General features: G+C 72.0%; 26 protein-coding genes and 1 pseudogene. 9 read left to right on the forward strand and 18 right to left on the reverse strand.

The window, feature by feature from the left end; all coding sequences use genetic code 11:
• Window positions 1–17 precede the first annotated feature (17 nt).
• Window positions 18–1,307, reverse strand: a complete 1,290-nt coding sequence (locus Vlu01_RS11980) for an MFS transporter (RefSeq protein WP_203998238.1) — start codon at window positions 1,305–1,307, stop codon at window positions 18–20.
• An 81-nt stretch (window positions 1,308–1,388) separates the two neighbouring features.
• Here Vlu01_RS11980 and Vlu01_RS11985 point away from each other — a divergent pair, with 81 nt between their 5' ends.
• On the forward strand, window positions 1,389–2,375 hold the full coding sequence (locus Vlu01_RS11985; RefSeq protein ID WP_203997766.1) for an ArsR/SmtB family transcription factor: 987 nt from the start codon (window positions 1,389–1,391) through the stop codon (window positions 2,373–2,375).
• A 66-nt stretch (window positions 2,376–2,441) separates the two neighbouring features.
• On the opposite strand, the gene Vlu01_RS11990 is transcribed toward Vlu01_RS11985, so the two are convergent.
• On the reverse strand, window positions 2,442–2,927 hold the full coding sequence (locus tag Vlu01_RS11990) for an Lrp/AsnC family transcriptional regulator (RefSeq protein WP_203997768.1): 486 nt from the start codon (window positions 2,925–2,927) through the stop codon (window positions 2,442–2,444).
• A gap of 142 nt (window positions 2,928–3,069) precedes the next feature.
• Here Vlu01_RS11990 and hppD point away from each other — a divergent pair, with 142 nt between their 5' ends.
• The 3 genes from hppD (at window position 3,070) to hisC (ending at window position 6,491) form a co-directional block, all read left to right on the forward strand.
• The gene (hppD, locus tag Vlu01_RS11995; protein WP_203997770.1) at window positions 3,070–4,275 is read left to right on the forward strand and encodes a 4-hydroxyphenylpyruvate dioxygenase; all 1,206 of its coding nucleotides are present in this window, start codon (window positions 3,070–3,072) and stop codon (window positions 4,273–4,275) included.
• A 189-nt stretch (window positions 4,276–4,464) separates the two neighbouring features.
• Window positions 4,465–5,391 (forward strand): RDD family protein, encoded by a 927-nt coding sequence (locus tag Vlu01_RS12000; RefSeq protein ID WP_203997772.1) that lies wholly within the window; start codon window positions 4,465–4,467, stop codon window positions 5,389–5,391.
• Window positions 5,388–6,491 carry a histidinol-phosphate transaminase gene (gene hisC / locus Vlu01_RS12005; protein WP_203997774.1) on the forward strand — a complete coding sequence of 368 codons (1,104 nt, stop codon included), beginning with the start codon at window positions 5,388–5,390 and terminating at the stop codon, window positions 6,489–6,491. The genes Vlu01_RS12000 and hisC overlap by 4 nt, the downstream gene beginning before the upstream one ends.
• Before the next feature lie 67 nt (window positions 6,492–6,558).
• On the opposite strand, the gene Vlu01_RS12010 is transcribed toward hisC, so the two are convergent.
• From Vlu01_RS12010 to Vlu01_RS12045, 8 genes are all read right to left on the reverse strand, one after another.
• On the reverse strand, window positions 6,559–7,425 hold the full coding sequence (locus Vlu01_RS12010; RefSeq protein ID WP_239095853.1) for a COG1361 family protein: 867 nt from the start codon (window positions 7,423–7,425) through the stop codon (window positions 6,559–6,561).
• Window positions 7,426–7,675: 250 nt separating this feature from the next.
• The gene (locus Vlu01_RS12015; RefSeq protein ID WP_203997780.1) at window positions 7,676–8,218 is read right to left on the reverse strand and encodes a hypothetical protein; all 543 of its coding nucleotides are present in this window, start codon (window positions 8,216–8,218) and stop codon (window positions 7,676–7,678) included.
• Between the two features lie 59 nt (window positions 8,219–8,277).
• Window positions 8,278–8,817 (reverse strand): hypothetical protein, encoded by a 540-nt coding sequence (locus tag Vlu01_RS12020; RefSeq protein ID WP_239095854.1) that lies wholly within the window; start codon window positions 8,815–8,817, stop codon window positions 8,278–8,280.
• A 57-nt stretch (window positions 8,818–8,874) separates the two neighbouring features.
• Window positions 8,875–10,122 carry an outer membrane protein assembly factor BamB family protein gene (locus Vlu01_RS12025; protein ID WP_203997783.1) on the reverse strand — a complete coding sequence of 416 codons (1,248 nt, stop codon included), beginning with the start codon at window positions 10,120–10,122 and terminating at the stop codon, window positions 8,875–8,877.
• 164 nt (window positions 10,123–10,286) lie between these two features.
• Window positions 10,287–10,769, reverse strand: coding sequence for an SRPBCC family protein (locus tag Vlu01_RS12030; RefSeq protein WP_203997784.1), 483 nt, complete (start codon window positions 10,767–10,769; stop codon window positions 10,287–10,289).
• Window positions 10,770–10,858: 89 nt separating this feature from the next.
• Entirely contained in the window at window positions 10,859–11,068 is a 210-nt protein-coding gene (locus Vlu01_RS12035; RefSeq protein ID WP_203998244.1) for a DUF397 domain-containing protein, read from the reverse strand.
• Window positions 11,069–11,242: 174 nt separating this feature from the next.
• Window positions 11,243–12,457: a fumarylacetoacetase gene (gene fahA / locus Vlu01_RS12040; protein ID WP_203997788.1), complete on the reverse strand. Its 1,215-nt coding sequence runs from the start codon at window positions 12,455–12,457 to the stop codon at window positions 11,243–11,245.
• Window positions 12,454–13,320 (reverse strand): hypothetical protein, encoded by an 867-nt coding sequence (locus Vlu01_RS12045; protein WP_203997791.1) that lies wholly within the window; start codon window positions 13,318–13,320, stop codon window positions 12,454–12,456. The genes fahA and Vlu01_RS12045 overlap by 4 nt, the downstream gene beginning before the upstream one ends.
• Window positions 13,321–13,399: 79 nt before the next feature.
• On the opposite strand from Vlu01_RS12045, the gene Vlu01_RS12050 reads away from it, so the two are divergent.
• Window positions 13,400–14,596, forward strand: a complete 1,197-nt coding sequence (locus Vlu01_RS12050; protein ID WP_203997794.1) for a homogentisate 1,2-dioxygenase — start codon at window positions 13,400–13,402, stop codon at window positions 14,594–14,596.
• 672 nt (window positions 14,597–15,268) lie between these two features.
• On the opposite strand, the pseudogene Vlu01_RS27540 reads toward Vlu01_RS12050, so the two are convergent.
• The 4 genes and pseudogenes from Vlu01_RS27540 to Vlu01_RS12070 form a co-directional block, all read right to left on the reverse strand.
• A pseudogene (locus tag Vlu01_RS27540) lies at window positions 15,269–15,940 on the reverse strand (tetratricopeptide repeat protein); the annotation flags it as partial.
• Window positions 15,941–15,950: 10 nt separating this feature from the next.
• Complete coding sequence (ispF, locus tag Vlu01_RS12060; RefSeq protein ID WP_203997799.1) at window positions 15,951–16,433, reverse strand: 2-C-methyl-D-erythritol 2,4-cyclodiphosphate synthase; 483 nt, start codon at window positions 16,431–16,433, stop codon at window positions 15,951–15,953.
• A 16-nt stretch (window positions 16,434–16,449) separates the two neighbouring features.
• Window positions 16,450–17,145, reverse strand: coding sequence for a 2-C-methyl-D-erythritol 4-phosphate cytidylyltransferase (gene ispD / locus Vlu01_RS12065; protein ID WP_203997802.1), 696 nt, complete (start codon window positions 17,143–17,145; stop codon window positions 16,450–16,452).
• A 56-nt stretch (window positions 17,146–17,201) separates the two neighbouring features.
• Window positions 17,202–17,687 (reverse strand): CarD family transcriptional regulator, encoded by a 486-nt coding sequence (locus tag Vlu01_RS12070; protein ID WP_007073334.1) that lies wholly within the window; start codon window positions 17,685–17,687, stop codon window positions 17,202–17,204.
• A gap of 374 nt (window positions 17,688–18,061) precedes the next feature.
• Between Vlu01_RS12070 and Vlu01_RS12075 the strand changes: the two genes are divergently transcribed.
• The gene (locus tag Vlu01_RS12075; protein ID WP_203997805.1) at window positions 18,062–18,733 is read left to right on the forward strand and encodes a hypothetical protein; all 672 of its coding nucleotides are present in this window, start codon (window positions 18,062–18,064) and stop codon (window positions 18,731–18,733) included.
• Between the two features lie 27 nt (window positions 18,734–18,760).
• On the opposite strand, the gene Vlu01_RS12080 is transcribed toward Vlu01_RS12075, so the two are convergent.
• From Vlu01_RS12080 to Vlu01_RS12095, 4 genes are all read right to left on the reverse strand, one after another.
• On the reverse strand, window positions 18,761–19,360 hold the full coding sequence (locus tag Vlu01_RS12080; RefSeq protein WP_203997808.1) for a hypothetical protein: 600 nt from the start codon (window positions 19,358–19,360) through the stop codon (window positions 18,761–18,763).
• Window positions 19,361–19,386: 26 nt separating this feature from the next.
• Window positions 19,387–20,436 carry a type III polyketide synthase gene (locus Vlu01_RS12085; protein WP_203997811.1) on the reverse strand — a complete coding sequence of 350 codons (1,050 nt, stop codon included), beginning with the start codon at window positions 20,434–20,436 and terminating at the stop codon, window positions 19,387–19,389.
• Window positions 20,437–20,524: 88 nt separating this feature from the next.
• On the reverse strand, window positions 20,525–21,697 hold the full coding sequence (locus tag Vlu01_RS12090) for an acyl-CoA dehydrogenase family protein (RefSeq protein ID WP_203997815.1): 1,173 nt from the start codon (window positions 21,695–21,697) through the stop codon (window positions 20,525–20,527).
• A 46-nt stretch (window positions 21,698–21,743) separates the two neighbouring features.
• Entirely contained in the window at window positions 21,744–22,481 is a 738-nt protein-coding gene (locus tag Vlu01_RS12095) for a methyltransferase domain-containing protein (RefSeq protein ID WP_203997819.1), read from the reverse strand.
• On the opposite strand from Vlu01_RS12095, the gene Vlu01_RS12100 reads away from it, so the two are divergent.
• The 3 genes from Vlu01_RS12100 to radA all read left to right on the forward strand — a co-directional run bounded on the left by Vlu01_RS12100 (window position 22,480) and on the right by radA (window position 25,804).
• Window positions 22,480–23,367: a UbiA family prenyltransferase gene (locus Vlu01_RS12100; RefSeq protein ID WP_203997822.1), complete on the forward strand. Its 888-nt coding sequence runs from the start codon at window positions 22,480–22,482 to the stop codon at window positions 23,365–23,367. The two genes, Vlu01_RS12095 and Vlu01_RS12100, sit on opposite strands and share 2 nt — an antisense overlap.
• Before the next feature lie 139 nt (window positions 23,368–23,506).
• The gene (locus Vlu01_RS12105) at window positions 23,507–24,226 is read left to right on the forward strand and encodes a hypothetical protein (RefSeq protein WP_203997824.1); all 720 of its coding nucleotides are present in this window, start codon (window positions 23,507–23,509) and stop codon (window positions 24,224–24,226) included.
• Window positions 24,227–24,307: 81 nt separating this feature from the next.
• On the forward strand, window positions 24,308–25,804 hold the full coding sequence (radA, locus tag Vlu01_RS12110) for a DNA repair protein RadA (protein ID WP_373307360.1): 1,497 nt from the start codon (window positions 24,308–24,310) through the stop codon (window positions 25,802–25,804).
• Window positions 25,805–25,855 lie beyond the last annotated feature (51 nt).

Genomic DNA, 25,855 nt, shown 5'->3' on the forward strand with positions numbered 1-25,855 from the left:
GCGGGGGCGTGGTTGAGTCAGTGGTCAGCGGTCACCGCTGGACCGGGCGCGGTCGGGGTGGGCTCGGCCGGCCGAGCCGGGTGGCGCCGACCGCCGGGGGCGAGGATCGGCCACAGGACCAACGTCGCGAGGAGCGAGGCGGCCCCGGCGCCCGCCATCACCACACCCGGCGCGAGCACCTCGCTCAGCGCGCCGGCCCCGGCGGCGGCCAGCCCCTGCGCCGCCATCATGCCGGTGCTGACCAGGCCGAAGGCCTGTCCCCGACGGGCCTCGGGAACCGCGTCGAGGAACCGTCGGGCCAGTCCGAGCTGGTAGGCGAAGCCCGCGGTCGCCACCGCGAACAGGGCCGCCGCGGGCAGCAGCGCCGGCCGGGCCAGGAACGCCAACATGGGTACGCCCAGCAGCAGCGCGAGCCACGGCGTCCAGCGCTCCCGCCGGGCCGGTGCCATGAACCGCCCGACCAGCAGATCGCCGACCAGCATGCCGCCGGCACCGGCCATCAGCAGGACGCCGGCGCTGGCCCCCGGCCCCAGGTCTGCCGCGTACGGCACCGCCACCCCCTCGGCGCCGACCAGCAGCGACCCGGGCAGCCACTGAGCGAGCAACAACCCGCGGATCCGGCGGTCGGTTAGCAGTTGCCGGTTCACTCGCAGGGTCTCCCGGAACGCGCCGGCCCTCGGACCGTCGCCCGCCCGTCCAACGCGGCCCGGGCGATGGGTGAGCCCGAACCGCACCAGCAACGCGGAGAGGCCACAGGTCGCTGCGGTCAGCCAGAGCGCGCCGTACGGGCCGACCAGGCCGAGCAGCAGACCGCCGACGGCGAAGCCGGCCACCTGCGTGCCTCCGGCGGCCACCGTGAGCAGCGAACGACCCAGCACGTACGCGTCGCCGCGCAACATCTCGGGCAGCAACGCGGTACGCGAGGCGCTGCTCACCGGACCGAAGAGGGCCACGACGGCGACCAGGCCGAGCATCGCCGACGGGGACAGCGCACCCGTGGCGAGCACCACCACCATGACCAGCCGCACCAGGTCGTAGCCGACGATCAGGGCGCGGGCCGGCCAGCGGTCGGCCAGGGCGAGCAGGAACAGCCCGCCCAGCGCGTGCGGCAGGAATCCGGTCACGTACGCGAGTGCGGCCAGCAGGCCGGAGCCGGTGCGCTCGTAGACCAGCACCGAGAGGGCCAGCATCTTCACCGTCTCGCCGATCATGAAGATGCCGTAGCTGGCGAAGACCACCCGGAACTCGGTGACGGCGAACACGTCCCGGAAGGTGGCCGGTCGGTCGGCCACCTTCGGCGCGCTCATGCTGGTGTTGTCCACGCCGGCCAGCCTGGTGGCCGGCACCGGACCGCTCTATCCTTTCGCTGGTCAGCGAAAGGTCAAAGGATGCGGATCGAGGTCACCCCGGCGGACATAGCGGCCAGCCGGTACGCCATCTCACCGCTGGGTGAGGCGGTCTGGGCGCTGCGGGTGCACGCCGGCCAGCACTCCGTGCCGGGGCTGGCCCCCTGGATGGCCCGCACCCGGCCGGCGTTCGAGCGGCTGCGCCGGGACCAGCCGGCGGTGGGTGCGCTGATGGCGCTGCTGCGTCGAGGTGGCTACAACGCCGACTTCATCCAGCCGCCGCCCGACGGTATCGGCCGCACCTTCGCCGACGAACTGGCCGTCGTCCGGGCCACGCCACTCGCGCAGGCCCGCGACGAACTGTCCCGCAATCTCGCCGGCCTGCCCAGCCCACCGGCGTACGCCCGCCGGATCTACGACTCGCCGAATGTCGTCGACCGGATGGCCGACGCGATCGAGGCGGCCTGGGTGACGCTGGTGCAGCCGGACTGGCCGCGCCTGCGGGCAGTGCTGGAACGGGACCTGGTACACCGGGCCGGCCGGCTGCTCGCGTACGGCTGGGGGGCTGCCGTGGCGGGTCTGGACCCACGGCTGCGCTGGGACTCGGGTGGCGGTCTTGGCGCGATCGAGGTGGCCGACCGCGATCCCCGCAGCTATTCACTCGACGGCCGGGGACTGCTCTTCATCCCCACGGTCTTCGGCATGATGATCAACTATGTCGAGCCGCCCTGGCCGTTCGCGATCGTCTACCGGGCTTCCGGGGTGGCCGAACTGCTCGGGCCGCCCGACCCGGACCGGCCCGCCGACGCGCTGGACCGGCTGGTCGGGCGATCCCGCGCGGCGGTGCTGCGGGCACTCGCCCTGCCCGCCACGACCAGCCAACTCGTCGCGCAACTCGGGCTGAGCCTGGGTGGCGTCGGCGACCACCTCTCCGTACTGCGCGACGCGGGCCTGATCACCCGGGTCCGGTCCGGCCGGTCCGTCCGCTACCGCCGCACCCCGCTGGGCGACACGTTGGCGGAGGACTGAGCTCACCGCTCGGTGTTAGCAAGGGGCCCTTCCTCTACCGGAGGCGTTAACAGGGGGCCCTTCCTTTCACTGCACCGACGAGCGCAGCAGGGGGAGGACGCGGTAGGGGATCTGCTCGGCGAGCGCGATGATCGTGGAGGCACGGGTGATCCCCTCGTACGCCACGATCTGGTCGATCACCCGCTGAAGGTCGGTGTTCGAGCGGGCCACGATCCGACAGAGCAGGTCACCTGAGCCGGTGATGGTGTGCGCCTCCAACACCTCGGGGATCTCCGACAGGTGGCGGGTGACCGGGTCGTGCCCGTGCCGCTGGCTGATTTCCAGGGTGACGAAGCTGGTCACCGTGAAGCCCAGCGCGGCCGGGCCGAGATCCGGCCCGAATCCGGCGATGACTCCCCGCCCGACCAGCTTGTCCAGTCGCGCCTGAACGGTCCCCCGGGCGACCTGAAGCCGGCGCGAGCATTCCAGCACGCCGATCCGAGGTTCCTCGGCGAGTAAATCGATAAGTCGCACATCCAGCTCGTCGAGCTGGGCAACATGTCCAGTGTTCATGCGTAAACACCATACCGTTTGTGCAACCTGACCAGCGTAGGCGGAGAGGGTTGCCCAGTCCGTCTGATCACCGCGATGCTCGGCACAGCAGCACACGATCCCGTCGGCCGACGAGGCCGGCCGGTACGCGAGGGAGGCCACCATGACCCAGGCGATCGACCGACCCCAGCCGACCGAGGAGGTGGACGTCGACGCCCTCATCGGCGCCGTCGACCACGACACCAGCAACGACCCCTTCCCGGTCAAGGGTCTCGACCACGTGCGCTTCCTGGTGGGCAACGCCAAGCAGGCCGCGCACTACTACTCCACCGCGTTCGGCATGACCTGTGTGGCGTACCGGGGGCCGGAGCAGGGCTACCGCGACCACGCCGAGTACGTGCTGACCAGCGGTTCGGCCCGGTTCGTGCTCACCGGCGCGGTACGCCCCGACGCCGAGGGCGCCGAGCACGTCGCCCGGCACAGCGACGGCGTCAGCGACATCGCGTTGGAGGTGCCCGACGTCGACGCCGCGTACGCGCACGCCACCGCGCAGGGCGCGACCGGGCTGGTGGAGCCGCACGACGTGACCGACGAGCACGGCACCGTACGGTTGGCCGCCATCGCCACCTACGGCGACACCCGGCACACGCTGGTGGACCGGTCCCGCTATCAGGGCCCGTTCCTGCCCGGCTTCGCCGCCCGGGGCCCGATCGTGGACCGGCAGCCGATGATCGACGCCGGGATCCAGCCGAAGCGGTTCTTCCAGGCGGTCGACCACGTGGTCGGCAATGTCGAGCTGGGCCGGATGGACGAGTGGGTCGAGTTCTACCGCCGGGTCATGGGCTTCACCAACATGGCCGAGTTCGTCGGCGACGACATCGCCACCGACTACTCGGCACTGATGAGCAAGGTCGTCGCGAACGGCACCCGCAAGGTGAAGTTCCCGCTCAACGAGCCGGCCATCGCCAGGAAGAAGTCGCAGATCGACGAGTACCTGGAGTTCTACCAGGGCCCGGGTGCCCAGCACATCGCGGTGGCCACCAACGACATCCTGGCCAGCGTGGACGCGATGCGGGCGGCCGGCGTCGACTTCCTGGAGACCCCGGACTCGTACTACGACGACCCGGAGCTGCGCGCCCGGATCGGCAAGGTACGCGTACCGATCGAGGAGCTCAAGTCCCGCAAGATCCTGGTCGACCGGGACGAGGACGGCTACCTGCTGCAGATCTTCACCAAGCCGGTGCAGGACCGGCCGACCGTCTTCTTCGAGCTGATCGAGCGGCACGGCTCCCTCGGCTTCGGCAAGGGCAACTTCAAGGCGCTCTTCGAGGCCATCGAGCGGGAGCAGGAGAAGCGCGGCAACCTGTAACACTGTCGAGCGTGATCCACCCTCCCCTGCTTCCGCCGCCGGCCGGTGGGCCTGTGCCTCCGGCCGGCGGTGCCGTGCCGCAGACGGGCCGGCCGTTGCGGGACAAGCCCTGGCAGCAACGCCACGACACGTTCGCCAGGACCGTCGTCGTTAAGGTGGCCAGGTGAACGAGCGCAGCGAGGCCGTGACGTGAGCGTGGCACCCGGTTGGTACGTCGACCCCGCCGACCCGGAAACCCGTAGATACTGGGACGGCGAGGGCTGGATCGGCGCGCCCATCCCGGTCGACGTCACGCCGCCCGAGGGCCCACCCCCGCCCGAGCCCGAACCGGCACCGGAGCCCACCCCACCAGCGTCCGCCTCGGCGCCGACCGCAGCCACCCCACCCGCCGCCGGCACCCCACCGGGAGCACCACCGGGCTGGCCGGGCGGCGGGGTGCCTCCGGGCCCGCCGCCCGCCTGGCCGACCGGTGACCCGTCGCAGGGGCCACCGCCCGGTTGGCCGTACCCGACCTGGCCCGGACAACCACCGGCACCACGGCCGCACGGGATGCCACTGGCCTCGTTCGGTGCCCGGCTGGGTGCCCGACTGATCGACCTCGGCATCGTCTTCGTGCTCAACGCCCTGGTCAACGGCTGGTTTGTCTGGCGCTACGTCCAGGAACTCTCCGCGCCTTTGGACGAGTTCTGGCGCCGGGTGCAGACCCAGGACCGCACCACCGACCCGCTGCCCGCCGCCGGCGACCAGGCCGGCGCGCTGATCGTGACGATCCTGCTCATCGCCACCTCGCTCTGGCTGGCGTACGAGGTGCCGTCGATGGCGGCCAGTGGGCAGACCTTCGGCAAGCGGCTGCTGCGCGTCAAGGCGGTGCCGGTCGAGGCGGACACCCCGCTGGGCTTCGGCCGGGCACTGCGCCGCTGGAACACCCTCGGCCTGCCGACGCTGCTCTGGTACTGCTGCGGCCTCGGCCTGCTGCTCCAACTGATCGACGCGCTCTCACCGCTCTTCGACCATCCACTACGGCAGGCTCTGCACGACAAGCGGGCGCAGACCGTGGTGGTTCAGCTTCCGCGTACCCCCCACGACCGCGCCAACCCCCCGGGAGTTTCCTCATGACCGACGACGGACGACACCAGGCGGCAGTGCGGCTGACCCGCGCCGACCTGGACGCGCTGCCCAACTACGTACCCGGGCGCAGCCCGGCCGACCTGGCCCGTGAGCTGGGCCTGCCTGAGGCCATCAAGCTGGCCAGCAACGAGGTGCCGTACGGCCCGCTGCCCGGTGTGGTGGAGGCGGTCGCCCAGGCCGTGGCCGGGGTGCACCGCTACCCGGACATGGGCGTCGTCGCGCTCCGCCAGGCGCTCGCCGAACGGTACGGGGTGGACGCCGACCGGGTGGCTACCGGCTGTGGTTCGGTGGCGCTGGCCGAGCACCTGGTACGGGCCACCTGCCTGCCCGGCGACGAACTCGTCTACTCGTGGCGCTCGTTCGAGGCGTACCCGATCATCGCGGCGACCAGCGGCGCGACCAGCGTCCAGGTACCCAACGACGCCGGGCACGGGCACGACCTGGCGGCGATGGCGGCGGCGGTGACGGACCGCACCCGGATGGTCCTGGTCTGCAACCCCAACAACCCGACCGGCACCGCCGTGCACCGCGCCGAGCTGGACCGCTTCCTCGACGCCGTGCCGGACGACGTGCTGGTGGTGATCGACGAGGCTTACCGCGAGTTCGTCACCGACCCGGAGGTGCCGGACGGGCTGAGCTACGCCGACCGGCCGAACGTGGCGGTGCTGCGCACCCTCTCCAAGGCGTGGGGTCTGGCCGGCCTGCGGATCGGCTTCCTGGTCGCGCAGCCGCAGGTGGCGGCGGCGGTACGCAAGGTCGTCACCCCTTTCTCCACCAGCATGGCCGCACAGGCGGGCGCGTTGGCCGCGCTGGCCCAGGCCGACGAGGTACGGCGGCGGTGCGCGCTGGTCGTGGCCGAGCGCGAGCGCGTCGGCGAGGCGTTGGGCAAGCTCGTCCCTGGCGTCCCGACCAGCCAGGCGAACTTCGTCTGGCTGCCGCTGGGCGACCGGTCGGTGCAGTTCGCCAAGGCGTGCGAGTCGCGGGGCGTGATCGTGCGCCCGTTCGCCGGTGACGGGGTGCGGGTCACCATCGGTACGCCGGCCGAGAACGACGCCTTCCTGGCGGCGGCCGAGGCCGCACTGGGCTGAGCCAGGCCGCGCCCACCGCGCCGTACCGGGCCGGTCCGCCATCCCCCAGCGGACCGGCCCGGAGTCTCTACTCCTGCGGTATCGGCAGCCGCTGTTGTGCCCGCCGTCGGTACGCAAAACCGAACAGCACCGCCAGCACCAGCCCTGAGGCGACCAGCCCGCCGGCCAGCACCGCGCTCGACCGGTCCGTGTGCACCGCCGCCGGCACGGTCGCGCCGCCGAAGCTCACCGTGCCGCTCGCGCTGCGTCTGGTCCAGCCGCTGGCCAGGTCGAGCTTTGCCGTCCAGGTTCCGTCCGGCAGCCGGTGATCCAGCACGACCCGGACGGTGGTGCTGCCCCCCAGGGGCAACGTCGCCGCCTCGACCCGGACCGGATCGGCGGACAGACCGCCCGGCCCGTCGGTGAGCCGGAGTTCGCCGGCCAGATCGAGGGCCCGCTGACCGGTGTTGCGCACCTCGGTCGTCACCACCGGTGTGCCGTCGGGTTCCCGCAGGCCGGTCAGCGGCCCGATCTCGAAGCCGGACGGCGGCTCACCACCCGGCCCCACCGACAGGTAGACCCGGATGCCGGCCCGCCCCACGTTTTGGATCTGCTGACCGTCCGTACCGGAGATCTCGCCCCATACGACGGCGTACCGCTCGCCGGCCTCGGCGTCGCGCGGCACCCGGATGGTGACCAGCGCCTCCACCTCTTCACCGGCGGCGAGCGCCTCCTCACCGGGCTCCACCCGGATCCAGCTGCTCAGTTCGTTCTCGGTCCGGTCCGGGGCGATGACGAAGCCCTGCTCCGCAACTGCCGCAGCCGCGGCGTAGAGCGCGACCTTGCGCTGCACCGGTGAGGAGTTCTCCACCACGATGCGTCGCTTGATCGTGGTGCCGGGTTTGACGTGGTCGACGATGTACTTGTGCGCCCGGCTGTCGTCGCGCCGGTTCACCGGCGCGTCCAGCAGGCGAATCCCGACCGAAACCGCTGGGCCGCTCGGGCTCGGCGACGCGCTGCCGCTCGGCTCCGGCGACCTGGATCGGCCGTCCCTGCGGTCGGCCACCGGCCGATCGACGGCATCGGGCGGAGCCGGTTCGACGCGTGTCACCGCCCGGGACGCCGGCACCGCCCCGGATGCGGTCGACGCCGGCACCCCGGCCGTGACCAGGACGGTCACGGCCAGGGCGAGGGCGCTGACGCGGTCATGCCACCGAATGGGTGATCACCCCCGTGTAGGTGCCGCCGACCGCACCGCCGGGGATGGTGATCCGGATGTCCGGTGCCCAGGTTGCGGAGTTGTTGCCGGAGCCGGAGGTCTTGGAGAACGCGACCCTCGGCACGTTCAGGGTCACCGCGTCGGCCTGGGTGGGCTGGCCGGGGACGAAGGTGCCGGTACCGGTCGTCGAGATCGCCCCGCCGGACCAGTACTCGACGAGGTTCGGCAGGATCGTCTCCTCGGGTGTGCCACCGCCGGTGGTGAACGCGCTGCTGGTAACCGTGGTCGTCCAGGTGGCGCTGAGCGCCGCCCGGCTGTCGGTGACCGTGACGTTGCCGAGTTCACCGGAGATGGTGGAGCCGGAGAACACCGCTCCGAGGTTCACCGCCGGTGGGACGGCGATGTCCAGGTTGGCGGTGGAGACCGTGAAGGTCACGATGGTGTCGCCGGACGGTGCGGCGACGGCGGGAGCCGCCATGGCGACCAAGGTGGCCGCGGCGGCGGTCAGGGTAAGAAGTGGCTTCCTCATGCCGACGACGCTAAAGCGGACAGTCAGCCCGAGCAGCAGCTTTCTAGACAAATAACCCATCAGGCTACGGAGTGGGTGATTGTGCCCTGGTAGACGCCGCCGATGATCCCGTTGGGCACCACGATGCGGACGCTCGGGCTCCACGCGACCCGGTTGTTGCCGTTGCCTGCGGTCTTGCGGAACGCCTCCCGGGTCACGTTCAGCGTCACCGCCTGCGCCTGAGTGAGCTGGCCGGGTACCAGCGTGCCACCGCCGGTGCTCTGCACGGCCGGTCCCGACCAGTAGGAAATCGAGGCGTTGGAGATGGTCCGCTGCGGCCCACCCGCGCCAGTGGTGAAGATGGTGGCAGAGACGGTCGCCACCCAGGTGTTCGGGTTGGTCGGGCCACGGACGTCCGTCACCTCGACCCGACCCAGCGACCCGGTCAGTACCCCGCCGGTGAAGGCGGTGCCGAGGTTCACGGCCGCCGGCACCGTGATGTCGACCCCCACAGTTTTGGTCAACCTAACGGTTCGCCCGGCCGGGGCGACGGCGGCCTCCACCGGAGCGGCGGCGGCAAGGACGACGATCACGCCCGTCAGGGCTACCAGGAAGCGCACGATGGGACTATAAGTAACTATTGTCCGTTTTGTCGAGTTGACCACGCACCTCGGCCGTCAGGTTGCCGCCACGATGAGTGACTCGGCGGTGAGGTAGTACCGCTGGTCGTCACCGTCAGGGTCGACCGGTCTGCGCAGCCGTTCCACCACCACGTAGCCGTCGGCGGCGTACGCGTCACCCGCTGCCCATCCGGTGCCGTCGGCGCCGATGTCGAGGACGAACCTGGACAGCTCGGCGCCGCTGGCCGGGTCCAGCGTGACGAGTTCGTTCGCCTCGGTCAGCACATGTACCCGGCCGGGCTGGACGGCGATCACCCGGCCCGGACCGACCTCGATCTGCCAGCGTTGCCCCCCGTCGAGGACAGCCCGACCGACGAGAACCCCGTCGACCATGCCCACCGTCGTGTCGTCGACGAGTTCGGTACCGGGTCCGTCCAGTGTCGGCGTCTGGACCGGCTCTTCCGGGCCGAGCAACCAACCCCGAGCGACAGCGTCCCCGGGCCCCGCGGTCCGCAGGGCAGCGCAGCCGACGCCGCCCGGCCCGCAGCCGATCAACGTGGCCGTCAGCTCGTCGCCGGCGCCCAACGGTCGCCATCGGGCCGTCACCACGCCGGTCGCGACGTCCCGAAACTCGATCACCGCCGGCCCGTCGCAGTCGTCCACGGTCAGCAGCCGCCCGCCGGTGTCGGTACCGACGGACTCGCGGCAGCCGGAACCCACCGTCGCTCGCCACAGTTGCCCACCGTCAGCCAGGTCGACCGCCCGAACCTCAGCGTCGCCGGAGGTGACGATCACGGGGCGACCGTCGGTGGTGGTGCTCACCGAGAGCCCACTCGGCCGCCAGACGACGGCCGTGCCGGTGCGCCGCGTCGCACGCGCCGACGCCGGCTCCGGTCCGTCCGCCCGCCAGGCGACCTGACCGGTGCGCGCGTCGAGCGCCACCAACTGCCCGTCCGACCAGCGGCTCACCACCGTCGTCCCGCTCGCCACCACCGCGTCCAGGCTCGCCGGCCAGCGTCGGAAGGACCAGTACGGGGTGCGCCGGCTACGACCGTCGATTGGCTGGTCGGCGTACACCTGCCGAGGCGCGGCGTACACCCGCAGCCGGCCGTCGACGATCAGCGGCGCGACCGGCAAGCGACCGGTCACCCCGGCGGCCGGAACGCTCCGTGCCGGGTAGTCGCCCCGGGCAGGAGTGCTCACCTCGGCCGGTGCCAGCACCCGGTACGCGATGACCCCGACGGTCGCGGCGACAGCCATCGCCGTCCCCGCCGCCATGATCCGCCGCCGATCTGCCCACCCCATGCCGCACCTCCGCCCGGCACCCTACCCAGCGTTCTCCGGAGCCGCCCCCGCCCCTGGGTGACAAGGGCGGCGGTCTCACCGGTGCCGGAGCGGAAACGGCGGTGGGGCGGGCGGGAGCAGCGGTGTTGGCGATGCGCTGAAACCAGTGCGGTGTCCAGAAACGTTCACCGGGCCGCGCTGACGGCCTGCGCGGGGCAGGCACCTGCCTCCGCGGCCAGCACGGCGAGATCCTGTCGCAGCACCTGCTCGGCCGCTCGCACGGCCAGGCCGCCAAGCAGGAATGCCAGCGCCCGGCCGGCCGCTGCGGCTGGCTGGGCGCGTACGGTGATCGTCACCGAGGTGTGCCGACGCCCCCGACGACGGACATCGTGCAGGGACCAGGTGATCCGGTAGTCGACGCCCTCACCAGGTGAGCCGAGGACCAGCCGCCGGGGTGGCTCGGCGGCCAGCACGACGAATTCCTCGGTCGCCGTGCCGCCGTCCGGTCGGGTCCGGTTCTCGCGCCAGGCCGTGCCCGGGCCGAAGGTGCCCGATGTCAGCGGTCGCACCGGCCGACCGTCGGACCGTGGCCGGGACAGATCGGTGAGCACCCGCCACAACTCGGCCGCGGGTGCCGCGACCAGACCGGTGACCGCAACAGTCGACATGCCACCTCCCGTGGCGTCGCGACGGTACGCCCCGTGAGCGTCACTCGGGGTCCCCGAACGGAGAAACCCCCGCCGGAGACCCCGTGGCATCAACCGACGAACCGGCCGGCCCGGATCGCGTCGACGAACGAGGTCCAGCCCGACGGGCTGACCACCAGCACCGGTCCGGCCTGGTCCTTCGAGTCGCGTATGCCCACCACCCCGTGGACACGGGCCAGATTGTCGGCCACCTCCACGCAGAGGCCCTGGTCGTTGGAGCGGCTGCTGGTGCGCCAGACCGCGTCCACGAGATCGTGCATCGTCGTCATCTCCCTCAGTCTCGACGTTGCGCCAGCCAGGGCCGGACCGGCCGGAAAGGGGGGCACCGGCCGGTCCGGCGCGGCATGGCGACGGAATTCCGAGGCGATCAACGAAGACGGACACGGCCCTTGATCGCACCCGCTGTGCGATCAAGGGCCGGTGTCGGGTTCAGGTCACTTCGACGGCAGGATCATGCCCGTGACCTCGCCCAACGTGAGCATGGTGCCGTCCGGACCGGGTGCGGTGGCGGTGATCGTCACCGTGTCACCGTCAGCGAGGAAGGTGCGTTCCGTCCCGCCAACGGTGACCGGTTCGCTGCCTCCCCAGCTGAGTTCCAGCAGCGATCCGACCTGGTCGCGGCGAGGGCCCGAAACGGTTCCGGAGGCGTAGAGGTCGCCAGTGCGCAGCGACGCACCGTTGACGGTCAGGTGGGCCAGTTGCTGAGCGGGCGTCCAGTACATTCCGGCGAAGGGCGGCTCACTGACCGGTTCCCCGTTCCAGATCACCCTCAGCCGCAGGTCCAGCCCCAGATGCGGCTCATCCCGCAGGTAGTCGGCCACCGGCGGATCCTGCACCGGGCCGGCCACGAAGGCGTGCCGCAGCGCGTCCAGCGGGGTGACCCAGGCGGCGACTGAGGTGGCGAACGACTTGCCCAGGAACGGTCCGAGCGGTTGGTACTCCCATGCCTGGATGTCCCGCGCCGACCAGTCGTTGACCAACACGACGCCGAAGACGTGGTCGGCGAAGTCAGCGGCAGCCACCCGGCGGCCGAGCGGACTCGGCACACCGACCACGAACCCGACCTCGGCCTCGATGTCCAGGCGCGCCGACGGGCCGAAGGTCGGCCCCTCGGGGCTGGGCCGCTGCCCCTGTGGCCGTACCACAGGCGTGCCGGAGACCACCACCGTGCCTGCCCGGCCGTGGTACCCGATCGGCAGGTGTTTCCAGTTCGGCAGCAGCGGAGGCTGGCCGGGACGGAAGATCAGACCGACGTTCGACGCGTGGTGCTCCGAGGAGTAGAAATCGACGTAGTCGGCGACCTCGAAAGGCAGCTCCATCCGCACCTGCGCCAAGGGCACCAGCAGCGGCTCCACCGCCGTCCGATGCGTCGGATCAGTGAGCAGCTCGGTGATCCGGTCCCGCACCCCGGTCCACTGCGGACGACCGAGCGCCAGGAACGCGTTGAGCGTCGGCCGGCGCAACGCCCCGCCAGCCAGCACCAGTTCGGCAGCCTCCGCACCAGCCAGGTCCAACACAAGATCCCCGACACGTACGCCGATGCGCGGCTCGTCGTCGCCCACCCGGAAAACCCCGTACGGCAGGTGGTGCACGTCGTACCCGGACCCTGCCACACCCGGAACCCAACTCGCCGGCTGACGCTCACTCATGCTTTGAAGCCTCCGTTCACCAGCCCCAGCCGGATCAGATCGGTAAGTGGTTCCACGATGCTGCACGACCCGAACCCCACCCACAGCGGGCGCGCCGAGTCGTGTCGCCCGGCAACCGCCTGCACCAGCGGCCGCTCGTCGCGGACGGTGAGCAGTTCCGCGACGGCAGCGACGTTCGCCCCGTCGGCGGCGGCCAGGGTCGCGGCGAGCACGTTGCCGAATCCGTGGTGGGCGAAGCCGGTCTCCGGGTCCACGTGCCGCACCGCATGGTGCAGCCCGGCGGTCAGCTTGAACGGCAGTTCCCGGTCCCGGCAGGCGCAGATCACGGCGGCCAGCTCGGCTGGCGTCGGGAACAGTTCGGCGGCCAGCCCACCGGTACGGAACTTGGCGGCGACCGGCACCCCGGCGGCACGCGCCTCGGCGAGGGTGTCGAGCGCGCCCATCAGCCCGAAGGTGAGCGGGATCTCCGCGTAGACGGGGACATCGTCCAGCCGCTCGGCGAGCTTCACCAGCTCGGTCAGTCCAGGCTGCGAATCCTCGCCCCGGCGGGCGACCGCCACCTCGATCTGCCGTGCCGTCACTCCGAGCGGGGGCAGGAACGACAACGCGAAGGGCAGCCGGTCGACTCCGGTGTCGCCGATCAGCCCGATCGCGAAGTTCTCCGCAGGGTTAACCAGAGGGCTCAGGTCGCCCGTGGTGATCGTGGAAGCGGGCAGCAGCAACGGGCCGACCAGGTCGGCGTACCACGCGGTGCGGTGCCGTCGGTGGGCGTGGACGGCGTCGGGCAGCGGCGCGCTGCCCGGCGGAAAGACTGCGGCGTCGTCGACCAGGCCAGCGACAAGAGTGGGCAGCTGCGTTGACACGAGACAAGAATGTACGGGACGCTTCAAGAAGCGGACAACAGCGTCCGATTATCGGACGCACAGCGGACCGGGAGGCGAGATGCCGTACTACCGCAGCGTCGGCGAGCTGCCACGCAAGCGCCACACCCAGTTCCGGCAGCCGGACGGCAGTCTCTACACCGAGGAGCTGATGGGCCAGGAAGGCTTCTCCTCCGACTCCTCGCTGCTCTACCACCGGTACGCCCCGACCGCGATCGTCGCCGCCGAGGAGTTCACCCCGCCGGTCATGACCCGGGTGCCGAACCTGCCGCTCAAGCCCCGGCACCTGCGCACGCACAAGCTCGACGGGACCGGTGCGGACCCGATCCTCGGCCGGCGGTACCTGCTCGCCAACGACGACGTGCGGATCGCCTACGTGCTGGCCGACCGTCCGTCCCCGCTGTTCCGCGACGCCACCGGCGACCACTGCCTCTACATCGAGGCGGGCAGTCTGCGGGTCGAGTCGACGTTCGGTGTGCTCGACGCGGTGGCCGGCGACTACGTGATCATCCCGACCTCGACCGTGCACCGCCTGGTACCCACCGGTGACGCCCCGACCCGGCTGCTCGCCGTGGAGGCGTCCGGGCACATCGGTCCGCCGAAGCGCTACCTCTCCGTACGCGGTCAGTTCCTGGAACACTCGCCGTACTGCGAGCGCGACGTCCGGGGGCCGGACGCCCCGCTGCTGGTCGACGACACCGACGTCGAGGTGCTGGTCCGCCATCGGTCCCGGGCGGCACGCGCGGGTGGTGACGGCACTGTGTGGACGCGACATGTTTTCGCCAACCACCCGTTCGACGTGGTCGGGTGGGACGGGCACCTCTACCCGTGGGCCTTCTCCATCCACGACTTCGAGCCGATCACCGGCCGGATCCATCAGCCGCCACCGGTCCACCAGACCTTCGCCGGCCCGAACTTCGTGATCTGCTCGTTCGTGCCGCGCAAGGTCGACTACCACCCGGACGCCATTCCGGTGCCGTACCACCACCACAACGTCGACTCCGACGAGATGCTCTTCTACACCGGCGGCAACTACGAGGCGCGGCGCGGCTCCGGCATCGAGCAGGGCTCCATCTCGCTGCACCCGTCCGGCTTCACGCACGGACCGCAGCCGGGCGCGGCGGAACGCTCCATCGGGGTGGACTTCTTCGACGAACTGGCGGTCATGGTCGACACCTTCCGCCCACTCGACCTCTGCGACGCGGCGGCCGAGTGCGAAGACGACGCGTACGCCTGGACCTGGGCCCGCCGCCCCTAGGGCGCGGGCTCCCAGCGGCACCCCGCGTAGTGGTCCACGGCGCGGCGTTCAGGCCACCGGTCTGCCGATGATCGCCAGGCGGGCGGCGGTGGCGATCGCGATGGCGAGGACCAGTGGCCACGCGGTGCCGAGCAGGGCGTAGAGCAGGAGCAGCGCAGGTGCGGCCACCGCGGCGTACACGGCCAGAGCGAGCGGACGATCGGTCCGCCGCAGCACCGGCAGGACGGTCCGACTCAGCCCCGGCAGCCGGGACGCGTGCTGCCGGAGCACGACGCCACCGCCAGCAGCCGCCGCCACCGCCATCAGTCGGGAGAATCCGGAACCGGTCGCGGTCGAACAGGCGACCACGATAGCGGCAACCAGCGACCACCCGGATCCCCACAGCACGAACTGCCGCAGCGCCACGGGCACCGGCTGGCGCGTGACGACCGGCCCGCTGCCGATCTGCTCCGGCACAGCCGGCCATGCTCCGCCACGCCCGACCTGCTCCGGGTCTCCGGCGCGGCCGGGCGGCTGCCCACCGCCGGGCAGTTCTCCGTCCTGCGTCGGCCAGCTCGGCCGTTTCTCCGGCCCGTCGGCCGGCCGGTTCCCGTCGATGTGGCCCGCAGCCGGGCGGTCCGGCTCGTCCTGGGCGGTCCCCAGGCGGTTCGGATCGTCGTCAGCCTCGTCCGGCACCTCGTCGACCCGGCGTGGATCGGTCGGGGGCAGGCTCGCCACCGCCGCTTCGGCCAGTCGCTCCAGCGCGCTGCTCCACCGTCGCTGCTCCAGCCGCAGCACCCCGACGTCGTCGCCCGCCTCCGCGAGTCGCGGGTCCAGCCGAAGCGCCTCCCGGTAGGCCCGCTCCGCCAGGTCGAACATCTGCATGTTGGCCGCGACCAGGCCCAGCACCAGGTGGCCCTGCGGCTCCTCGGGGGCCAGTTCCACCCCGCGCCAGGCCGCGTTCAACGCCGGCTGTCCGTTGCGGGAACCGGCCAGGATCGCCGCCGCGCTGCGCTGGGCGTACGCGTCCGCCGGCCCCAGGGCCAGGATCTCGTCGGCGGTACGGGCAGCCTCGGCGTACCGTTCGAGGTCACCGAGGGCCAACCCCCGAGCGACCAGCGCGGGCACCTGCCCCGGCGCGGTGGCCACCGCCGCCTCGGCGGCGGCGAGCGCCTCGGCCGGTCGGCCGGCCGCGAGCTGCACCCGGGCCAGCATCGTGGACACCGTGGCATCGGCCGGGTCGAGAGCCATGGCGAATCCCAGCTCGGCCACGGCCTCGTCGTAGCGGCCCAACTCGGCGAGGAGCGTGGCACGTTCGAGATAGCCGTCGGCGGCGGGCGGGTCGGTGGGGACGTCGGAGGACATCGCGGCGAGCCTAGGCGCTCGGCTGCTCGTACACCAGGGCGACGGCGATCCCGGCGAGCCCTTCACCACGACCGGTGAAGCCCAGGCCATCGGTGGTGGCGGCGGAGACGGTGACCGGTGCCCCGACGGCCTCCGACAGCACCCGCTGAGCCTCGTCCCGACGCGGCCCGATCTTCGGGCGGTTCCCCACCACCTGCACCGACACGTTGCCGATGGCGAAACCGGCGGAGCGCACCCGGTGGGCCGACTCGGTGAGCAGGGCCACCCCGCTCGCCCCGGCCCATTCGGGCTGCCCCACCCCGAAGTTGGCCCCCAGATCGCCGAGCCCGGCGGCGGAGAGCAACGCGTTGCAGGCGGCGTGCGCGGCCACGTCCGCGTCCGAGTGCCCGGCCAGCCCGTCCTGCTCCGGCCAGTGCAGACCGGCCACCCAGCAGGGCCGGCCAGCCTCGAAGGCGTGCACGTCCGTCCCGATGGCCACCCGAGGAACGATCATGTTTCGAGGGTACGCGCTAGGGCGCTGTCGCCAGCAGATGCTCGGCGAGCGCCAGGTCGAACGGCCTGGTGATCTTCAGAGCGTGCTCCGAACCGGGCACGCAGTGCACCGGTACGCCCTGCTTCTCCACCAGCCCGGCATCGTCGGTGAGCGCGTCGACGGCAGCGGCGTGCGCGGCGGTCAGCACCGCCCGGCGGAATCCCTGGGGGGTCTGCACCGCACGCAGTGCGCCCCGGTCGACAGTGCCGCGCACCATCTCATCCGTGTCGACCTCCTTGATCGTGTCGACGACCGGCAGCACCGGGATCACCGCCTCGTGGCCTGCCCGGACCGCAGCGGCCACCGACTCGACCAGCGCGGGCGGGGTGAGCGCCCGGGCTGCATCGTGCACCAGGACGATCTCGGGACCGGCGGGTACCGCAGCGAGCGCGGCGGCTACCGAGGCCTGCCGCTCCGCCCCACCGGGCACCACCGTCACCGGCGCGATGGGCGCGAGCAGTGCACGCACGCCCGCCACCTCGGCGATCGGGGCCGCCACCACGATGCTGTGCACCGAGGGGGCCGCGGCCAACCGGCGGACCGCGTGTACCAGCAGCGGTTCACCGGCCAGCAGCCGCAGTGCCTTCGGGCGACCGGGCCCGAGCCGTACGCCGGCACCGGCCGCAGGCACGAGGACCGCGACGTCACCGCACGGATTGAGCTGCGCGGTCACGTCGCGGTCCTCGATGGTTTGTTCGCTACGAATCGGGTACGACGATGCTGTGCGGACTAGGCCTCGGTCAGCACCTTGTCGAGCAGCGTCTCCGCCTCGTCCTTGGTGCTCTTCTCGGCCAGCGCGACCTCGCCGACCAGGATGTCACGCGCCTTCGCGAGCATGCGCTTCTCGCCTGCGGACAGCCCTCGCTCCCGCTCGCGACGCCACAGGTCGCGGACGACCTCGGCCACCTTCAGCGGGTTGCCGGAGGCCAGCTTCTCCAGATTTGCCTTGTAACGCCGCGACCAGTTGGTCGGCTCCTCGGTGTGCGGAGCCCGAAGAACGTCGAAGACCTTGCCAAGGCCCTCTTCGCCCACCACCTCGCGCACACCCACGATCTCGGCGTTTTCGGCCGGTACCCGGACCGTCAGGTCACCCTGCGCGACCCTCAGGACGAGGTACTGCTTGGGCTCGCCCTTGATGACCCGAGTCTCGATTGCCTCGATGAGTGCGGCCCCGTGGTGGGGGTAAACAACGGTCTCGCCGACACTGAAAACCATAGGTTCGAAACCCCTTTCGCTGTGTCTAGGGTAACACGCTCAGGCACCGATGTCTCACCGCTGTCCTGACCGTTGGCGCAGCTCAGGGGCCCTGTGAGAGGTCTTTCTTCGGCTTGACAGACCACCCAGACGATGATTCGAACACGTTGAGTAACCTAGAGATGACCCCCCGGACACCACCGCCGTGAACGTGGAGATCCGGGAGAGCAAGCGCCAAGGCCCTGCAACACACCCGCTGGAGATCAAGGGCTACGCACCCGTTCCATGGTATCCCGCCGCAGCCCGACGCGCGCAGCGGTAGCGGTACCCGGCCCGGTGCGGGACGCTGGAGGGGCGCCGCGTCCGCGCACCCGTGACGTTCCAGGGGGTCCGTAATGGGCAAGGCTGACGCCGATGGTCCCGGGCTGCCCGACCTGCCACCAGAGTGGGGTCGGGTGGTCATACCGGACAACCTGGCGGCCCTGGCCGACGAGGCCGAACAGGTCCGCCGGGAACTGCGGGCAGCGGCGGACCACCACCGTCGCTGGCGTCCGCCCGCCAAACCGGTGATCGTGCTGGTCGTCGCGGTGCTGACCACCATCGCCGGCCTGGCCGCCGTCACCTGGCCCAGGAATGGTCGGACCGGACCGAGCACCAGCACTCCCGACCCGGCACCAGCTCTGCTGACCGGTCGCCCACTACCCGCGCTCGACCTGGTCGACGGCGGGCAGTCACCGGTGCCACTGCGCGGGCTGCTGCCGGTGGTGGTGCTGCTGGTGGACGGCTGCGCCTGCCCGGACCAGGTCGCTGAGGCGGCGACGGCGGCGCCGCCCGGGGTCACCGTGGTCACCGTGGCCGGTGCCCGGCCGCGGGCGGCACCGGCCGGCACCCAGGTTCGGACCCTGGCCGATCCCGCCGGCGGGCTGCGAGCCTTCCTGCACGTACCGGCCAGTCAGGACGGCGTGACCGCCCTGCTCGCCGACCGCACCGGCCGGATCATCCTGATCGTGCCCAAGGTCGCCTCGATCACCAACTACCACGCCGAACTCTCCCGGCTGGCCGATTGACGCGCGCCCTGAAACGACCGACAGTCGTCAACGCAGGGCGATCAGTCGGGCCTCGACCTGGACCGGCTCGGACCCGGCGGGCGAGAACGACAAGCGCGCCGCAGCGCCGGTGCCGGTGAGTTCCATGGCGACCCGGTCGCCGTCGCAGTCCACGGTCATCGGTGCCGCCGACCGCGCCCCGTCGACGGCGACCAGCAACTCACCCGGACCGGTGCAGCGCAGGCGCAACAGGTGTCGCTCGCCGGAGCCCATCCGGGTCTGCCGGACGACCCCTCCACCGGAGCTCAGCCTCGCCAACTCGGTCCACACCAACTCGGCCCCGACACGGGCATCGCCCGATCGACTGGAGCCGGCAGGTTCCACGGGCTCGCCACTCACCCCCACCACCGCACCGGTGCGCTCGTCGAGGAGCACGGACGACGTGGCGCTGGGAAACTCACGCACGAATTCGCCGGTAGCCAGATCCTCGCGCCAGGAGGTGGCAGCCGACGAACCGCCCGGCGCGGCACCGCCGCCGCTCGACGCCTGCGGTGCCTGCACCAGCCACCACCAACCACCGAGGGTCAGCGCCGCCACACCGACGGCGGCCAGCACTACCCCGCGCAACCGATCGGCATCGACGTTCATGTTGATAGGGTAGCTCTGCCGCCAGCTCAGGCGTGGCGTTCCAGCAGGGCGGCATAGAGGGTGAGGCCGGGCCCGAAGGCCATCATCACCACCCGGCGCGGTGCCGGTGCCGACCGGAACAGGCGGTCGAGGATCAACAGCACCGTCGGCGAGGAACAGTTCCCGTGCTCGCTCAGCGTCTCCCGGGACGCCGTCAACGCCGCAGGCGCCAGCCCCAACTCACGTTCCACCACGTTGAGGATGCGTGGGCCGCCCGGGTGCACGGCCCAGCCGTCCACCTCCGACCGACGGGTGCCGTGCCGGTCCAGTACCTCGTCGACCAGGCCCTGGACGTGAGCCGACAACACCTGTGGCACCTTCGGTGACAGTCCCATCCGGAACCCGGTGTCGGTCACGTCCCAGGTCATGTGGTCGGCGGTCGAGGTGTCGGTCACCGAGGCGACCTCACGCACCGCGTACCCCCGACCGTCGGGAACGACCACGGCGGCGACCGCGGCGTCGGAGAAGAGCGCGTGGGAGACGATCTGCTGGGTGTCCATCCGGGCCGTGGAAGGCTGTAGGTGCAGGCTGGTCAGCTCGGCGCAGAGCAGCAGCGCGGGACGGCCCCGAGCGGTGACGAAGTCACCCACCGCGCCCAGCCCCGGCAGGGCCGCGTAGCAGCCCATGTGACCGACGAACATCCGCTGGGTGGTCCTGGCCATGCCCAGGTCCCGGGCGAGCAGAATGTCCAGCCCCGGCGTGGCGTACCCGGTGCAGGAGCACACCACGAAGAGGCCGACGTCACCCGCGTCCAAGCCGGCGGCGGTCAGCGCCCGGTCGGCCGCCTCCTTGCCCAACGGCAACGCCTCGACCTGGTAGCGGAGCATCCGGCGCTCGGTCGGCCAATCGGAGACGTCCTCAAGCAACGGGTTGACCGCCGCCTGCCGCCGAGTCACCCCGGAATGCGCGAAGATCCGCTCGGCCAGCGCGCGGGTGGAACCGGAGAAGTGCTGGGAGAAGAACTTCTCCCACAACTCCTGCTGGTCAGCCGAGGGCGGATGGGCTGTGCCCAGGCCCGCGATCACCGGTACGGACACGGTCCCACCTTCCTCTCGCAAGCTCACATCTCACGCTGACCAGCCCGCCCACGTCACCACGCCGGTTTCGTAATCTCGTTCCTCACGCTCACCAACGAGGAGTCGATCCGTCACGGTCCGGGTCACCACCGAGTGTGGCGATGCCGAGCCAGTCGGCACAGACGTCTGAGGTGGCCGGGTGCAGCGACCCGCATCGGGCGTCGCGGTAGAGCCGTTCCAGTGGGTGGCCCCGCCGGGTGGCGGAGGTGCCGGCCGCCTCCAGCATGGACGCCGCGACGTCCGCCGCGGTGGTACCGGCGAGCAGCTTCGCCCGCCACACCCACCGGTTGGTCTCCTCGTCGCCCGGTGCCTCGTCCACCCGCCGGGCCGCCTCGGCGACCACCAGCTGCGCCGCTGCCACGGCGGCGTCCGCACGCCCCAGTCGGGCGCGTACCGCCGGCAGCCCAGCGAGGTTGCGGGCGTTCAGATGCTCCACGGCCGCGTCGATCGCCGAACGGGCCACCCCCACGTAGACCGCCGCGTAGCTGGCCACCAGCCAGTGCGGCATGAGCTGCGCCACCACCAGGGCCAGCCCTTCGACCCCACCGAGCAGCCGATCGGCCTCGACGGTGACGTCCAGGTGCAGATCGTGCGAGGCGGTGGCGCGCATACCGAGGGCGTCCCAGGTCGGCTCGACGGTGAGCCCGTCGCCGGCCGGGACCAGGAACTGCGAGACCACCGACGGATCTGCGGCGCTGCGGGCAGCCACCAGGTAGCCGTCGGCGTGACCGGCGCCGGAGCAGAAGGTCTTGCTGCCCTTGATCCGCCAGCCTCCGTCGACCGGCTCGTAGACCGTGGCGAGCTGCGACAGCCGGGCACCCGCGCCCCGCTCGCTCATCGCGACCGCGTACCACGCCCCGTCGGCCGCCGCACGCAACAGGCGGTCCCGGGCGGCCAGCGCCTCCGCCGGTACGCCGAGCGCCTCGGCCAACTCCTCGGTGACCGCGCCGAGCGCCCCAGTGACCGAAGCGTGCATGTTGAACACCAACGCGGTGGCGCCGTTGCCCCGCGCCAATTCGGTGGCCACCGCGGCGTAATCCGCGAAGGCGGCGCCGGCACCACCCAGCTCGGTGGGAACCATCAGCCCGAACAGTCCCGCCTCACGCAGGTCGGTGAAGTCGTCGACGGGAAAGGAGCCGTCCCGGTCGTGCCCGGCGGCCCGCGCCGCCAGCCGGGGCGCCAGCCGCCGGGCGGTCGCCGGCCCTCCACTGCGCTCGGTCATGGATGAACCCCCTCATCGGCCATTCCCATACCCTCACCCGGATCAGCTATCCGCCGCGTACCCCGTGGCCCTGGTAGAGCACCGCCCGCGACCCGGTCGGCACGATGCGGGGTGCCTGGCCGGCAGGCGTGGCGGCACCCCGCGCCTGCCGGAGCAGCCACCGCAACAGCCCCGGTACGCCTGGCCGAACACCACGCACTCGCAGGTCAACGCCGTGGCGAGCGCATTCGGCGACCAGCTCGCGATCGTCCACGAACAACCGAGGATCGTGGATGCCGCGTGGCACGGTCGGTAACCGCTCGGCGATCCGGACAGCGACCAACCGGGCCAGCGCGGTGTCGTTGAGGGTGTCCAACACCAGCAGGCCACCGGGCCGCAGCAGGCGGCACGCCTCGGCCACCGCCGCACGCCAGTCCGGGACGTGTTCCAGCAGCTCGCCGGCGGCGACCACGTCGGCGCAGCCGTCCACCAGCGGCACCGCCGTGGCGTCACCGTTGACCGCGGTCACGCCGTGCGCCGCAGCCTGCACCAACGCGGAGCGGGTGAGGTCGACCCCCACGTGTCGGTAACCCTTGCCGGCCAGGTGCGGGGCGAGCAGCCCGGCCCCGCAGCCCAGGTCGACCAGGAGCGCGCCGGGCCGTGCCGCCGGGGGCACCAGCGCGGCCCGAGCCTGGGCCAGCCAGTGCAGCATGGCGAACACACCATCCGGCCGCCACCATTCGTCCGCCAGGTCGTCGTACTGGCGCGGATCGTTGCGGGGCAGTACGAGGCCAGCGTCACGCATGGCAACGAGCGTGGCACGACTAGCCGGTAACGACCAGACTTCCGTTATGTCGTCGACGGTGTTAGGGCTGGTCAGAGCGAGCCATCCGGAACCGACCGCAGCGGTCACCACAGTGGCCGGTCTGCTCGCTGTCGGTGTCGGGCATCCGCCCGGCGGCGTGGTCGCGGTGGTGCTCACCGTGGCCGCCAGCCAGTTCGCGGTGGGGTGGACCAACGACCTGCTCGACGCGGATCGCGACGCCACGGTCGGGCGTACCGACAAGCCACTGGCCTCCGGTGCGCTCGGCCGGCGTACCGTCGCGGTGGCCGCCGCCATGGCAGCCACCGCGACCGTGGGGCTGGCCCTGACCACCAACCCGGCGGCGGCACTCTGCGCCACCGTCGCCCTGGTGTCGGCGCTGCTCTACGACTGGCCGCTGAAGTCCACCCCGCTCTCGGTGCTGCCGTACACGATCTCCTTCGGCGCGCTGCCCGCCTTCGTGGTGCTGGCCCTGCCCGGCGCCCCGCCGCCCCCGATCTGGCTGGTGGCAGCGGCGGCGCTGCTCGGTGCAGGCGCACATTTCGCCAACGTCCTGCCCGACTTCGCCGACGACGCCCGGACCGGGATCCGGGGACTGCCGCACCGGCTCGGCCCGGCGGGCAGCCGGGCCGCCGCCGTCGGACTGCTGATCGCGGCCACCGTCACACTGGTGCTCGGCCCGCCCGGACCACCGACCGGCGTGGGCCTCGCGGCGGTCGTCGCCGCCGTCATGATCTTCATCCTGGCGTGGTACCTGGGCAGGTCCGGCGATCGCCCCGGAGCCCGGCCGGTGGCCGCCTTCCGGGCGGTGCTGCTGGTCGCCCTGATCGACGTCGTCCTGCTGGTCACGAACGGCCGGCTGGTCTGAGGCTCACCCCCGCAGGTGGCCAGACCGGGTCGGCGTGCGGGCCGCGATCAGCTCCAACTACCCTGGAGCCCGGTCTGCGCGGGCATGGCCAGCGGTTCCGGCGGACAAGCCAGGTGTGATCGTGACGAGGAGGACCGACGTGAGGCGCTCGATCAGGGGTTCCCGGCGGGCTGCCGTGCTGCTGCCCGGGATCGCGGCGGCAGCCGGGCTGCTGCTGTCCGGATGCGGCGCCGGCCAGATCTCCGAGACGGCCAACAAGGTGCCGTCGGTCCAGGGCGCCAACCTTCAGGCCGGTGACGGGAAGTACGCCGTACGCGGCGCCCTGATCGCCTATCCCGGTGTCGAGGGCTACCAGGCCGGCGACAACGCGCTGCTCAACGTCGTCCTCTACAACGACTCACCCGATCCGGTCACGGTGACCATCAGCTCGCCGGACGCCCGCGAGGTGGTCCTCACCACCGTCGCCGCGGCGACCAGCCCGTCGCCCACCGGGTCGCCGTCGCCGACCGACTCCCCCTCACCGGAGCAGTCCCCCGAGAGTTCCCCCTCCCCGGGCGACTCCCCTTCCCCGGACGACTCCCCGTCGCCCAGCCCGAGTGAATCCCCCACGGCCGGTCCGGCCCGGGTCGAGGTGCCGCCGCTGAGCTACGTGCAGCTGAACACCGAGGGTGAGCAGGTGCTGCAACTCCTCGGGCTGAACGAGGCCCGGCTCGCCGGCCAGAACGTCACGCTGACCTTCGAATTCGGTGGCGAGACGATCACCAGCCCCGCACCGATCGCCGTGCCCCTCACCCCCGCGCCGCAGCCGTCGCCGATCATCGAGCGGCACACCGAGTACGAGGGTGAAGGCGGCCACTGAGTCCGTCCGCCGACCGGCAGCGCGCACCGCGGCCGTGCCGGTCCAGGTGGTTTTCGATGGCGCCGTCGGCGTGGTGCAGCCATGCCGACGGCGCCATCGTCGTACCCGGGGGTTAGCGTCGGTCAGGTGAGCATCTCCCGATCGACCCCGTCCCGGGCCAGCACCGGCTCGCGAAGCCGGGCCGGCGGTCGCGAGCCGCGACCCGCTTACGAGTGCGACGCCTGCGGACACCAACCACCGAAGTGGGTGGGACGCTGCCCCGAGTGCGCCGAGTGGGGCTCCGTGATCGAGTGCACGATCACCGGCCCGACCGTCTCCGGCCGGGTGGTGAGCTCCCGGATGCCCGCCGAACCGGCCCGGCCCATCGCCACCATCAGCGCCGCACCGGCCCGGGCCCGACCCACCGGGGTCGGCGAGCTGGACCGCGTCCTCGGCGGCGGCCTGGTCCCCGGTGCCGTGGTGCTGCTCGCCGGGGAGCCGGGCGTGGGCAAGTCCACCCTGCTGCTCGACGTCGCCCAGCAGTGGGCCGCCGGGGCGGGGAGCCCGTCGCTGGTGGTCAGCGGTGAGGAGTCGGTCAGCCAGGTGCGACTGCGGGCGGAACGCATGGGCACCCTGCACGATCAGCTCTTCCTGGCCGCCGAGAGCGACCTCGCGGCGGTGCTCGGTCATCTCGACGCGGTCAAGCCCGGCCTGCTCGTTCTCGACTCGGTGCAGACCATCTCCACCTCCGGCACCGAGGGCGTGCCCGGTGGAGTGACCCAGGTCCGGGCGGTCACCGCTGCCCTCGTCGCCGTTGCCAAGGAGCGCGGGATCGCCACCGTGCTGGTCGGCCACGTCACCAAGGACGGCCAGGTCGCCGGTCCACGGGTGCTCGAGCATCTGGTCGACGTGGTACTGCACTTCGAAGGCGACAAACACTCGTCGCTGCGGATGGTGCGTGGCGTCAAGAACCGGTTCGGCGCCGCCGACGAGGTCGGCTGCTTCGAGATGCACGAGGGCGGCATCAGCAGCCTCGCCGACCCCTCCGGGCTGTTCCTCACCCGCTACTCGGAGCCGGTCCCCGGCACCTGCGTGACGGTGGCGATGGAGGGGCGTCGGGCACTGCTCACCGAGGTCCAGGCACTGATCGGCGCCACGGTGGCCGGCTCGCCCCGGCGTACCGTCTCCGGGCTCGACTCCGCCCGGCTGGCGATGGTGCTGGCGGTGCTGCAACGCCGCACCGAACGGCTCACCCTGCACGACCGGGAGGTCTTCGCGGCCACGGTGGGGGGCATTCGCGTGGTGGAGCCGGCAGCCGACCTCGCGGTCGCCCTCGCCGTCGCCTCCGGAGGGCTCAACCTGGCAATCGCGCCGCACCTGGTGGCGATCGGTGAGGTCGGCCTCACCGGTGAGGTACGCCGGGTGGGCGCGGTGCCGCGCCGGCTGGCCGAGGCGGCCCGACTCGGCTTCCGGCTCGCCCTCGTGCCGCCCGGCTGCGGGCCGACCAGCACCGGTGCCGGCCCGGAGCAGATGCACGTGATCGAGGTCACCGACGTTCGTTCGGCGTTGCAGGCCGCGGCGCGGGCGTCGGCGGAGTGAGCCGTCCACCGGGCGGGTCGGGCAGGCCGGGCGGAATCGTGACACATCACA

The sequence above is a fragment of the Micromonospora lutea genome (genome assembly GCF_016863535.1).
GTDB lineage: Bacteria > Actinomycetota > Actinomycetes > Mycobacteriales > Micromonosporaceae > Micromonospora > Micromonospora lutea.